Source organism: Lentzea kristufekii (assembly GCF_033949925.1).
Taxonomy (GTDB): domain Bacteria; phylum Actinomycetota; class Actinomycetes; order Mycobacteriales; family Pseudonocardiaceae; genus Lentzea; species Lentzea kristufekii.
This window is the reverse complement of record NZ_JAXAVV010000017.1, coordinates 158580-170872: the sequence shown is the minus strand read 5'-3', so window position 1 is coordinate 170872 and position 12293 is coordinate 158580. Positions and strand designations below refer to the sequence as shown.

Genomic DNA, 12293 nt, shown 5'->3' with positions numbered 1-12293 from the left:
CTGGGTCACCCTGGCTGGGTTGCGCACGGTGCTCGTCGTCGTGCACACCCTGCCGAGCGGCCAGCGGCTGCTCGACGTAGTCGAACACATCGAAACCGATCAACGCATTCAGGTGGTCTTCACACCGGCGCCGGACGTGTTCGACTCCGGCGTCATCGACTGGCTGAGGTCACTGGGAGCCCTTGTCGTTCCGTGGCAGCAAGCTACCCGGCAACGCTTCGACCTCGCCATCACCGCGTCCTACGGCGGGCTCAGTGAGATCCACGCGCCGCGGATCGTGCTTCCGCACGGCGCCGGCTACGGCAAGCTCGCACCACAAGCGACTGGAAAGGGTTCGCGTGCCCGTCGCCAGGTGTACGGATTGGACGCTCAGCGCCTCACGCGAGACGGCCGCGTACTCGCCGATGTCCTTGTCCTGTCTACTAATGCGCACAAGTCGATCCTTCGAGCCCAGTGCCCGGAAGCTCTGAGCTCGGCCCTTGTCGCCGGGGATCCTTGCTACGACAAGCTTCTCGCGAGCATGCATCTGCGCAAGCTGTACCGCGAGGCGCTGTGCGTCGAGGACGACCAGCGACTCGTGCTCATCGCCTCTACGTGGGGAGCGCAGTCATTGTTCGCGCATAGCGCCGAACTGATGCCGCGACTGTTGCAGCAACTGGACAATCGCAAGTTTCGCATCGCAGCTTTGCTGCATCCTGGCGTGTGGTTCGGGCACGGCAAACGCCAAGTCCTGGCCTGGCTGTCGGAGTACCGGCGAGCCGGGCTGACAGTGCTGACACCCGAGGTCGATTGGCGTGCCGCCGTGATCGGCGCCGACATCGTGATCGGGGACCACGGCTCCATCCCGGTCTACGCGGCATGCGCTCGCGTGCCCGTTCTCACCGTCGACGGCCTGGACACGGACGTAGCGCCGTTGTCCGCCAACGCTCTGCTCGCGGACCGCGCTCCACGGCTGCGGCTCACAGACCCCATCGAGCCGCAGCTCCACTCTGCGGCCGATCACTTCGACGACGACGACTACGCCGCGATCACGGCAGCGGTGACCTCGAAACCAGATCAAGCGGTCCGCCTGCTCCGCGACGCGATCTACTGCCAGCTCGACCTCCCCGAGCCGGGACGGCATCGCCAGCTCGAACCTGTCGCGATGCCGCAGAGGCAAGTCTGAGGATCGCGGTTCGGCTCGTCACCCGACGGCCCACCTCCGTCCTCATCTTGCTGGCCGTCTTGCCGGCGTGACAACGCCGTCACGCCACCACATTCGCCTTCATCCATCTCGTGCGCACGGTCACCACGGCCAGTGCGGTACGCACCGTCGACACCACAGGAGTTGATGCCATGCCCCGCATCGCCGTCGCAGGCATCGTGAACGTCCGCCTCGCCGTCCCCGTGGACGAGTTTCCGATTCCGCTCACATCGAGCCGCCGCCTTCCCGGACAGATCGCGTTGCGCTTGTCCGGTGTCGGCTGGACCATCGCCAACACATTGCAGGCCTTGGGAAGCGACGTTCTGTTCGCCACCTACATCGGCCGCGACCCCGCGGGGCAGCTAGCCGAAGCAGGACTACGCAGCGCAGGACTTCTCGGGCCTGCCACCCAGGTGTGCGACGCTCAACCGCGCGCCGTCGTGCACTACGACCGCGCCGGTACGCGCAGCGGAGCCACCGACCTACGCGACGCCGTGAACCGCCGCTACCCAGCTGAGGTCTTTATCCACGCGCTGGATGCGGCCGGGGGCGCCGACCTCGCGATACTGTCTAACATCAACTTCACCCGGTCGCTGATCAGCGCCGCGGCCGATCGAGCGATACCGATCATCACCGATCTGCACGTCATCGACACCGTCCAGTCCCGGCACAACGAGGAGTGGATGCGAGCCGCGCACGTGCTCTCGTGCTCACACGAGAAACTACCGTGTCCGCCTAGCGACTGGATCCGGCGACTGTGGTCGCTCTACCGCACGCCGGTCGTCATCGTCGGCATGGGCGCCGCAGGAGCACTTGTCGGGCTCCGCTACCACCGTGCTGTGTGGCACGTGCCTGCTACCACGCCCCGGCTGGTCCGCTATACCAGCGGTGCTGGTGACACGCTGCTCGCCACGTTCGCCCACCACTACGCGCTCAGTGGCAATCCGGTAGACGCCCTGCGTCACGGATGCCTCGCCGCGGGCTGGAAGGTTGGAGCCGGGCCCGACGAAGATGTCCGCGACGCCGGAACCATGCTTCCCCGCCTTGTTCGCAGCCATGGGTTGCCGACCGTGCACAGGGTCTAGAAGCGTTGTTCTGTATGAAGATCAGCCGTCCATACTCTCGATCTTGTCTGTGATGCGGTCCGCCTGCACGGACCCCAAGGTGCGCAAGAGAGTGGCTGCCGTCGTCAGATGCTGACGCGCCCCCAGGACGTCGTCGCGAGCCAGATCCAGGTCGGCCAGCGCGTCGTGGACCAGCGCCTGTTCAAACCGCGAGCCGAGCCTCGCCAGCACGGCGAGCGCCGCTGCCAGAAGCGGCGCCGCGACCTCAAGATCGCCGAGGGCGGCACGTGCCTGGCCAAGCTGTGCGCGCGCCCGCGCCAGGTTGTACTCGTCGGGCGGATCAAGATCGCTCAGCAACTCGACCGATGACTCCAGAAACGGCACCGCCTCAGCAGGTTTGCGCAACGCCAGCAGCACCGAGCCCAAGGTGATCTCAGTCGTGGCGCGGCTGCGAATCCTCCCCAGCCCACGATAGGAGTCCACGATTTCCCGCAGCCGGCTCTCCGCCTCGGCATACTGGCCCTGATCGACCAGAAGCAGCGTCAACGCCTTGCGGGCGCTCGTGGTCCCGCGTGAGTCCTGATCGGCTTCGGCAAGCCGCAACGCCTCCCGCGCGTACCTGTCTGCCTGCGCGTAGTCACCAAGCTCGCTGTAGGACCGGGCGAGCCGTTTGAGCATGCTCCGCTCAGCATGCCCCTCACCCCACGCCCGTGCCGCGGCCAAGCCCTCGCGCTCCACCTCTTGAGCGAGCTGGAAATCCTTGCGGACGCGCAGGAACGGCCGCGTCACATCCGCGAGATGCCAGGCCAGCTCGGGGCGCCCTGCGCTGCTCGCCGACTTCATCGAGGCCACGATGTTGCCCTGTTCCACATCGAGCCACGCCCAACTTCCGTCTACCGACTCCAACTCCCTGGGCAGTGCGAACGCGGGCGCCGTCGTGGTGAACGTGTACTTCTTGCGACGCCGCGACCCTGTCGCGGTCAACACCGCCGCTCGGGCCGCTCGCAGGTACCACTCGCAAATCCGTGTTCGCACCGTCGAACCGGAATCGGCCTCGCCCGCTGCCTCGGCCTGTTCGTGAGCGTGCTGCCGAACAAGATCATGAAACTGATAGCGGTCTTCGCTCGTTTCCTGCAGCAGGTTCGCATCCACCAGGACATCGATTAGCCGCGTCACCACGGGGAGCGGAGTGTCGGTCAGGACCGCCGCCGCGTGAGAGCTGAAGGCGTCCCCAGGGTGCAGGCTGGCCAGCCGGTACAACCGAGCCGGCTCGGCGGGCAGGTCGTGGTAGGACGAGTCGAAAACCGCGCGCACCGAGAGCTCCTCACCTCGCGAAAGCGCGGTCAGCGTCGAGCCCCGCCGTGACAGGTCGCGTACCGCCCCCTGGATCGACCGCACCGGTCGCGACGACAGCTGCGCAGCCGCGACGCACACCGCGATCGGCAGACCACCGCACAAACTCACCAACCGCCGAGCCTGATCAGGCTCACGTTCAACGCGAGGTCCCCCGATCGACCGACGCAGCAACTCAAGTCCTGACCGCAAATCCAGCGGCACCACCTCGATAGTCCGCGCACCACATTGCGCCAGGCCCGCCAATCGTTTCCTGCTGGTCACCAGCACCACACTCGCAGCCGAACCGGGGATCAACCCACGCACCTGCGCCGCAGAGTGGGCATTGTCGAGAACCACCAACACCGCCCGCTGAGCTGTCCACGAACGCCACAACGCCGCGCGCTCCGACTCATCGGTCGGGATCTGATGCGGCGGGAAGCCCGCCGACCGCAGGAACGCGCCGAGCGTGCGTGACACCGACGCCGGTTCCACCACGACGACACTCGCCAGATCGGCGAACAGCTGTCCACCTGTGAACCGATCGCGATGCGCCGCGGCCCACCGCAACGTCAACGCCGTCTTGCCGACACCGGCAGAACCCGTCACCACGACAACCTCAGGCGCCCACCGCGCTGCAACCGGATCCAGTATCGAATCCAGCGCCGTCAACTCGGCTTCCCTGTTGGTGAAGTGGGTAGGTGGCGGCGGAAGCTGCTGCGGCACAGGAGGTTCAAAGCCAGGGCCAGCGTCGAGATTGATGTCTCCATGGATGATGCCGGCCTGGACGACGCCCCCGCTGACAGATGATCCCGCCAGCTCGTTGCCTACCTTGACCTTTGGTGATCGCCCGGACTGGTCACCCGACTCGACATCCGCCATTTGCGTCTTCACCGCCCCGCACAGCGCTCTGCGGTACGACCGTACGGTATTCCTGCTCGTCGAAGCACTCATTTGGATACGTCTCACCCGGCTGACCTATCAGCCTCAGGCATCGTGAGCTGGTGTTAGTCCACGGAGCCACAGCCAGTAGGTGCTACTCGCGGATCCGCGCGAGCATCCAGGTGCGATCCGGGCCCACCGTTCGGCCAGCCGTGCGCCGTGAAGCAGCGCATCGCCCAGCTAGCGGCTGAGCCGGGCTTGTTGGTGGGCTGAAGGCGCATCAGTTGCGCGCTTGCAGACAGTCGGACACTGCGCGGAGACCAGGGGCTCTCGCCGCTCACGAAGGCTCTCGACGGCACCGCCTATCTCCGCGGCCGGAGAGCCCGAAAGTGACAAGTAGTGCTCATCAGAGCCGCGACTCGGACCCGTGGTCGTACGCGGCAGCCAAGTTGATCACGGTCTCGGCGGCCAGAGTCACGGCCAGCGCGTTCGGATCGTCGTCGAGCAGTCCAGGTTCGCCATACCTGCTCAGGTCTCGATCGCCGATGACTTCCTTGGTCTTGTGCAAGGTCATGCGGTCTGTGGTCGTCCGCCGCACCGCGTAGACCGGTGCGTTCCACGCTGCGAACCTGGCGTGCCCCGCACTTCGAAACTCGCCGATCTGCACGCCGTCGACCACCACGTGATGATCAACGGCCTTCCACATGATCGGCGTCGCTTCTTCCGCCGCGCGTTCAGTCAGCACGATCGCCGTGTAGATCTCGCCGATCAACGCGTGAATGTCATGCACCGTCAACGGGTCTCACCATCGCTAGAGGACAACTTCTGGCACGTAAGCCATGCCAGACTCTGACGTGCACCTTTGCGCTGCTTGGGGGACGAGCGCTGCTGAATGCCTATCGCGCACTCGGTGACGAGGCTCCCACACCGCCGCGCCGGACCGGCAGGCGACATCAGCCAGCACCCTTGGCTTGCTCAGGCCGGGTGACGCTCCTCCAAGGCCCTACGGGCGCCGCGACCGCGCTCTGGTTCGGCAGAGCGGCGTTCGGTCTGGTGTGTTCACAACCGCATGACTGGTTGTTCAGGTTGGCGCAGCGATACGCAAAGTGCCTGGGCGGAGACCCGCGTCGAGTCGAGCAGGCTCTGCCGTAGAGATCCCGGTATCGCTCCAGTTCCCAGGCCGGAGGCGGTCAGCAGGTCGGTGAGCGCTACGCGCTGACCCTCGGGCACTGCGGCTCGTATGTCGTGGTGTCGCAAAACTTCCCGAGCGGCGTAGCCGTCGCCTGACGCGATCGCCTCGTCGGCCACCTGGACGAGCACCCGGCTGGATGCCTCGGGGTAGACCGTGTCGGCGAGAGCGGCCACGCAGAGCCCGAGTTGCACGCGGAAGAAGGCGTAGCCAGGCATCGGCTGATGTTCGATGAACCGCATGATCATCGCGGTGACGTCATGCGGCTTTGACGTGCTGTCCGGATTGGCGCACATCACCTTCAGACAGGACGTGACCTGGAGTTCCCAGGGCTGCGTCGGGGTGCATTCAGCCAGTGCCGCCTGCGCTTTCGGCAAGTTGCCGCTGATGAGGTGGGCCATGATCGCGGCTTGGCGTCCCTCCATGAGGTGCAAGCCGATCCCACGGTGGGCTTGGGCGTGGACGACCGCGTCGTCCCATCGTCCGGCGAGTGTCAGGGCGCGGACGCCGTCGCTGATCAGGTGTAGCCAAACCCATTCGTGTAGCTTGTGCCGCTCGTCGCGGTCTCCGGTGAGTCCGGTCAGTGGCAGGGTGCGCTCCTCGATGACGAGATCTGTTCCAGAGCGGACGGCGCGGTGGATCGCTGTGAGCATCCGCAGTGCCTCGTCGCCGTCATGGGCGCGCAGTTGCAGGCGAACGAGGTTGATGACGGGTTCGAGCATGTAGCGCGCGTGGAGCACGGTGAGCGGGCGGGTGGCGAGGTAGAGGTCGATGTGCTGCCAGCACAGTTCGCGGGCCAGGTCTGGCAGGCCGCAGTCGCTGGCGATCAGCGCCGCCTTGTTCAGGGCGTGGGCGCCTTCGGACAACTGGTCGGCACCGTCGTGCCCGGCGGCGCGGGCGATGTCGGCGATCTGCTCGACGCGTTGGGGCAAGGACGGGCAGGAGGGTCGGGGACGGCCCACCAGCGGGAAGCGGCGGACCACAGCGGACAGCGTGGCCGAATTCGGCGTAGTGGTCATGGTCAGCTCCGGGGAAGCAGGGCGGTGGCCGCCGCGCGGGCGAGGATGCCCTGGCTGGTGGCTGATAGGCCGAACCGGTTCCAGTGGAAGATCACCACGTGGGTGAGGATTGCCCGCAGGCCGCGGTTCAGGAGGCCCTTTCCGGCGTCATGACCGAGTTGCTGGCCAGCTGACCGCAGCGCCGCGAGCCACGGTGCGGCGTGCGCTACCGGCCCACCAGATGTGAACAGGTCGCTGTCGATCAGGTTGGGGATCGACAAGAGCACTCGCACGTTGTCGACCAGATTGCCGATGCGGGCTGTGTCGGTGTCTGCGGTTGCGGGGCGCATCTGGGCGACCCGGTCGAACACGTCGCCGCACTCGAAGGTGTCGAGCCCGGCGGCGCGCATGAGCCCGGTCAGCAGCAGGACGGATAGTTCCCGACGGCCGAGTCCAGGGCTGTCCTGGCACAGGTAGTCGAGAACGCCCGCGCTGTCGGCGCAGAACAGATCGTGGACGGTGTCCATGCCGATCGTGCCGGCGAAGGCGGCGGTCTCCGGCTCGTACACCGTCGACCACCAACGTTCGATGGCTCCGGCGCAAACCAGTTCGTCGAGAACGTGGTCGACTGCCGTGGTGTCCGCGTGGGACAGCCGCAGTCGCCAGCAGGGGTATTTGCGCAGAAACCACCATCCGGCCATCGTTCCTTCGGCACGGAGGCGGTCCAGGGCCGGTTTGAGTGCCGTGGTTGCTATCGCCTCGGCGGCCGACCAGTCGGCGAACTGGATGCGCACTTGGTACCAGGAGTTTTCGTGCTGCCGTTCCAGCGCCGCGAGTCCGGCAGCCTGGTAGACGCGTGTGGCGTCGTCGAGGTCGTCTGGGTTCAGATCGTGCTGTGCCGTGACTGTTTGCGGGTCGGCACCGGCGAGAACCGCCAGCACGGCGGTCACGAACACTGCGGGCCCTGGGGTCGGGCTGGTGGTGTTCAGGCGATCAGCAGGCATGCGTCCCATCCCGTGTGAGGCGGCGTGCCACGCCGCGCGGTCTCGAGTGCCAGTTCCACTCCGGCGCGTCCGGTCAGCAGCCCACCTGCGTCTGCCTGGTCGTCGTTCTGGTCGCCGGCCGGTGGTGCGAACTGGGTGAGCCGATCGGCCAGCGCGGGGAGCCGTCTGGCGAGGCCGGGACCGGAGGCGTCGAGGGAGGCGCGGTAGGTGGTCTGGTAGATCCCGGCGATGCCGTGGCACAGGCCCGGCTCGGTGATCCGGTCGAGCTGGGTGTCGGTCAGGCTCGCGGCCAGCGCGTCTTCTGCGGCGTGCTGGCGTTGCGGATCGTCGGTGGCAAGGGCGGCCAGTTGCAGGGCGCGGGCGATGCCGACGGTGCCGTAGCACCAGGAAGAGCGACCGGAATGCGTGCGGGCCGGGCGGCCCGCACGTAGTTCTTCGCGGGTGATCCACTGCGGCCACCACGGTCCGTCCGGACCGTCTTGGCGCCACCGGTCGAACCACTGCGTCAGCTCGGTGATTGCCTCGCGCTGCCCGTCGACTACACGACCGTCCACAGTGGCCAGAGCCAGGAAGGACAGCAACCCGGCCGTGCCGTGGGCCATGCCGAAGTTCGCGTGCCCGCCGGGAGTGGGCACGATCTTGTCTGGGTCGTGCGCCGCCCACCAGCCCGGCAGTTCGACGCCGTCCTCATTGTGTGGCTGGGTGACCAGCGTGACCAGGTACCGCAGGATTGCGACCAGTTCGTCGCTGCGCGGGTGGTAGCGCAGCAGCAAAGCGCCGATGCCGGTGAGCCCGCGGAACAGGTCGTACTCGGCGAACGCGGCAGGCTTGCCGCGTTCGATCCGGGCGGTGGCACTGTCCAAGCGACGTCGGATCAGGCGCAGCACGTGCTCGTCCATTGTCTGGCTGGCCGCGCGGTAACGAGGATGGCGGTCGGCGGCGGCCTGCAGGAGGAATGCCACGGCGGGCGCCCCGTAGTACAGGCCGGTGTCGTCGTCGGCATCGACGTTGCCGGAGGCGACACGGCGGAGGTGGGCCTGCGCAGTTGACCAGTCGCCGCACCCGGTCCAGGCGCGCTCGATGTGCAGCAGCGCGGTCCCGGCTGCGCCTCGGGCCAGGGACTGGCGGGCCACGTCGTCGGCGGTCAGCGTCACCGCGGCGCCCAGGGGACCGGGGTTCGTGCCCGGCGTCACCGGTCACCGGCCGTGGCGAGCAGGCGCAGTGCGACCGCGCGGGCGAGGCGTCCGGTCTCTTTCTCGAACATCGGATCGACGCCGACTGCGCGAACGTGATGTTCGTGCAGCAGCGTGCGCAGCACCCCAGCCGGCTCTCGCCCCTGCTGGCGCAGAACATCGCGATAGGTGCTCAGCGCGGTGTCTCGGGCCCGCCAGGCGGCGGCGACCGCGTCACCGCCTGGTAGTGCGCGAACGCCCCGGTGCTGCTGGTCGGGGTCGGCGAGGGTGAGAGCGTGGTCGCGCAGCGTCCGGTCCAGCGGGCCGTGTTCCTGCGGCAGGCAGTCCAGCAGCGTCCGGTAGCCGGCCGCCGGATCGGATACGAAGGCCGCAGCCAGATGCGCCATCGAGGCTGCGGCCAAGGCCTGGGAGGGAATCCCGGTCTCCTGCGCGGCGGTGAGCTGGGCGATGGCGGCCGCAGTGTCGGTGGTGAACACCCGCTCGGCCGCCGTCAGCGCGGGACCGTCGCCGTAGCGGGCGGGATGCTGCGGTGAGGGCGCGAGGGTGAGGTGTCCGGGAAATCCTCGCGCGTCCAGATCGGTCGCGAACCTGGCCAGCCTGGCGGCGATGGCTCCGTAGTGCTGCGTGTTGTTCATGCGCAGGAACACGGCGAGGTGTTGATCGGTCTCGGGCCGGAGCATGTCGCGGTGCCGCCGAACCCACCAGGCCTCGACCTGGTTGTCCGGGTCGTGTGGGTCGTGTAGTTCGGCGAGGAACCGGGGCAGGTGCGCGGTGAGGATCTCGTCGAATCGGGCCGGGTTGCCCACCAGTTGCGCGTGCAGCACAGCGGAATCGCCAGGCTGAAGGGCCGGACCGGGTGCCGCGGTTGCGGGCAGAGGCCGTGCGGCCGGGGTGATCGCGGTCATCGGGATCAGCAGCTCCGCCGGTCGCCCGATCCAGCCTTGTCCGTCGGGCGGGCCGTCCTCGTGCAGTTCGACCCGGTCGGCTCGCCGCAGGCCGGCGTGTAGCAGGGCTCGGTCGAGTTCTTGGTCGAGGTCCAGCGGCAGGCGCAGCTCGCCGTGGACCAGCACGACCCGTGCCGGTATCCGCGATCGCTGCTGCCAGGCCCGCAACGCCTTCTGCTCGTCGTGGGCTCCGGGCCGGACGGCGAGGTCTGCGGCGGTGAGGATCCAGCGGGCGGCGCAGAGCACCGTGCGCCCGTAACGAATGCGTGGCACATAGGGCAGGACGCGTGCGGCGCCGAGGTCGAAGCCGCGGTACACCGCGCTGCGCGCGTCGGCGACCTCGGCGAGGAACCGGGCCAGCGGCGGGCTCTGCACGGCGGTGTCCAGCGCGTGCGGAATCCGGGGGATCACTCGCCGGCCGGTGGAGACCTGTACCAGGTACATCTGTTCGGCATCGGCGGTGACCGCCAGGTCGTCCACCCCGACGACGGTGAGGTCCTGGCGCGCTGGGTCGGGATGCTCGGCCAGCAAGACGACGTTGCCGAGCAGCGGCGGCACCCGCATCACGTTCTCGTTGTGGGGACGGCGCGGCGGGAAGGACAGCTGGACCGCCATCACGTCCGCTACCGCTGTGCCCGCCCTGTTATGGCTGGACGCGGGCTGCGCGGATCCTGCGGCGTAGGTTGCGGCCAGCCGAGCCTGGTCGTGCTCGTCGAGCAGGTGGGCGAACCGTCCGGCCATGCTGGTGCAGGACCGTGGCGAGGCGGTGACCCGCAGGCCGAACTCACCGCGGTCGATAGCGGCGACCGACGCGGCGTGCACCTCGACGCCCAGCTCGACCCGTTGGGGTGCAACGACATCGGCGGGCTCCCCCACCGTCAGCGCCTCGACATCGGTGTCGGTCAGCTCGATCTCTGGCGCCCCGGTCATCGTGGCGTGCTGGATCAACGCCAGCAGGGCCGCGTCGCGATCGGTCAGCACCCGCCACACGGGCCGGGCGCGGGGCGCGCCGAGGAAGCCGGTGGGATAGCCGAGACCGGAGTCGGCGACCAGGTCCTGCACCGGCACCAGCGCGCCGGGACCGTAGCGGGCGCGGAACCGGGCGTGATAGTCCAGCCACGCCGCCGTTCCGAAGGGTTGCGTGGTGGTGCGCAACAGCACGGAGGCGGCACGCGCCGCCTCGTCGAGCACCCGCTCGGGAACGGTGATCGTCGCGTCGATGCGCACGTCGGTAGCCAGCGCGTAGCTGGCTGCGGGGACAAGAGCGTTCATCCGGTCGGCGAGCGCCGCCCGGATCTCCCTCGCCTGATCGGGGTCGGCGATGTCGTTGTGCCGGGCGAGGTCGGTGGCGATCGCGTCGAGCTCGCGCAGGTAGTCAGCGACATCGTCGAGGGTGTCCGCTCCGGCCGCACGCAGGAGGCCGACCACGTGGGCCAGGCCGTCACCGTTGGTCATCGACGGCCGCAGGCTCGTGATCAGCACACCGGCGTCGATCAGGCCGTGCAGCAGCGCTTCGATCTTGGCTGGGGGCGTGGACGGGAACGCGGCGGCCAACTCGCCGGCCAGCACGTCGAAGTGGACCGGCGAACCCGCGCTGTCCAGAACGAGCCGCACAGGCCGGGTGAGCCGCACCGAGGACTCCCGTAGCGGTCCGGGAGTGGAGGCGCCGACCTCGGCTCGCCGATGGACGATCACGCGCCCGTCGCGCAGAAATCTCGCGTCGTCCACCACCACCGTCAGCCGCGAGCGCAGTTCGTGGTGGCGTTCGAGCCGGTCGATCACCGTAGACAGCCACTCGCCGTCCACCCGCGTCACGGCCCGGTGCCTTGTGCCCACCGTGGCCATCGCGGGGCCGACACCGGCGACCCCGACCCCGGCGAAGTCGCCGAACGGTGTGGCCCGGCGCTGCCAGCGCAGCACGTAGGACGCCACGGACAGCACGGCGCGGCGTAGCTCCTTGGCGGTGTGCCCGGTGGCGCCGTCGCCCAGGATCTGGTCGAGACGAGCGCCGAGGACGGGGCTGGCCAGCGTCAGTGCTCCGCGTACCTCCGGGCGGGCCCACATTTTCGCCAGCCACGCACGGCCTTCCTGCTGCACCGCCGCGGGGTCGTCCAGGCGCAGATGCGCCGGCGGGTCGAGATCACCGGGATCGGTGGTGACGCGGGCCAGGACGAGGCCTGTGTGCTGGTAGCGCGGGGACACGGTCATGGCGTTCGGCTCTCCTCACCCGGTGGTCAGGGCAGCGTCTGCCGCCGGCGCCTCAGGCAAACCGGGGCACCGACGGCAGACGGGTTGGATCAGAACGGGTCGTTGGAGCCCGAGGCGCACGCGCTGGTGTTGCAGGTGTCGCCGCACCCGTCGCTCGTGTCGCAGGACATGGTCACGAGCCTCGTGGTGGACTCCACCACGCGCATGTCCAGTTCGAACTCCCCGTCATCAACGGTTTCCGGGTTCTCCAGGGCCTCCGTGAGCGGGGCCAGTGCTGCCGACATTCGTGTTCACTC

The 12293-nt window shown here is 68.4% G+C and carries 9 protein-coding genes; 2 read left to right on the top strand and 7 right to left on the bottom strand.

All coding sequences use genetic code 11. From position 1 onward, the window contains the following. Positions 1 to 19 precede the first annotated feature (19 nt). Together SK571_RS31020 and SK571_RS31015 are read left to right on the top strand one after the other, a co-directional pair. Entirely contained in the window at positions 20 to 1165 is a 1146-nt protein-coding gene (locus tag SK571_RS31020) for a hypothetical protein (RefSeq protein WP_319987623.1), read from the top strand. Between the two features lie 110 nt (positions 1166 to 1275). Beyond that, positions 1276 to 2268, top strand: coding sequence for a carbohydrate kinase family protein (locus tag SK571_RS31015; protein WP_319987622.1), 993 nt, complete (start codon positions 1276 to 1278; stop codon positions 2266 to 2268). A 21-nt stretch (positions 2269 to 2289) separates the two neighbouring features. Here the strand turns inward: SK571_RS31015 and SK571_RS31010 are convergent, their stop codons facing one another. From SK571_RS31010 to SK571_RS30980, 7 genes are all read right to left on the bottom strand, one after another. Continuing rightward, complete coding sequence (locus tag SK571_RS31010; protein WP_319987621.1) at positions 2290 to 4461, bottom strand: ATP-binding protein; 2172 nt, start codon at positions 4459 to 4461, stop codon at positions 2290 to 2292. A gap of 406 nt (positions 4462 to 4867) precedes the next feature. Beyond that, on the bottom strand, positions 4868 to 5257 hold the full coding sequence (locus tag SK571_RS31005) for a hypothetical protein (RefSeq protein WP_319987620.1): 390 nt from the start codon (positions 5255 to 5257) through the stop codon (positions 4868 to 4870). A 263-nt stretch (positions 5258 to 5520) separates the two neighbouring features. Continuing rightward, positions 5521 to 6669: a hypothetical protein gene (locus SK571_RS31000; RefSeq protein WP_319987619.1), complete on the bottom strand. Its 1149-nt coding sequence runs from the start codon at positions 6667 to 6669 to the stop codon at positions 5521 to 5523. Between the two features lie 2 nt (positions 6670 to 6671). After that, a complete protein-coding gene (locus tag SK571_RS30995) occupies positions 6672 to 7598 on the bottom strand; it encodes a thiopeptide-type bacteriocin biosynthesis protein (protein ID WP_319987618.1) in 927 nt (308 codons plus the stop codon). Positions 7599 to 7633: 35 nt separating this feature from the next. Next, the gene (locus SK571_RS30990; RefSeq protein WP_319987617.1) at positions 7634 to 8845 is read right to left on the bottom strand and encodes a lanthionine synthetase C family protein; all 1212 of its coding nucleotides are present in this window, start codon (positions 8843 to 8845) and stop codon (positions 7634 to 7636) included. Further along, positions 8842 to 11997, bottom strand: a complete 3156-nt coding sequence (locus tag SK571_RS30985) for a lantibiotic dehydratase (protein ID WP_319987616.1) — start codon at positions 11995 to 11997, stop codon at positions 8842 to 8844. Before SK571_RS30985 ends, SK571_RS30990 begins: the two co-directional genes overlap by 4 nt. 89 nt (positions 11998 to 12086) lie before the next feature. After that, positions 12087 to 12281: an FxLD family lanthipeptide gene (locus tag SK571_RS30980; RefSeq protein ID WP_319987615.1), complete on the bottom strand. Its 195-nt coding sequence runs from the start codon at positions 12279 to 12281 to the stop codon at positions 12087 to 12089. Positions 12282 to 12293: the final 12 nt, after the last annotated feature.

Coding starts and splice junctions, on each gene's coding strand:
- SK571_RS31000 (WP_319987619.1), bottom strand. CDS start 6,669: ATGACCACTACGCCGAATTCGGCCACGCTGTCCGCTGTGGTCCGCCGC.
- SK571_RS30985 (WP_319987616.1), bottom strand. CDS start 11,997: ATGACCGTGTCCCCGCGCTACCAGCACACAGGCCTCGTCCTGGCCCGC.
- SK571_RS30980 (WP_319987615.1), bottom strand. CDS start 12,281: ATGTCGGCAGCACTGGCCCCGCTCACGGAGGCCCTGGAGAACCCGGAA.
- SK571_RS31010 (WP_319987621.1), bottom strand. CDS start 4,461: ATGGCGGATGTCGAGTCGGGTGACCAGTCCGGGCGATCACCAAAGGTC.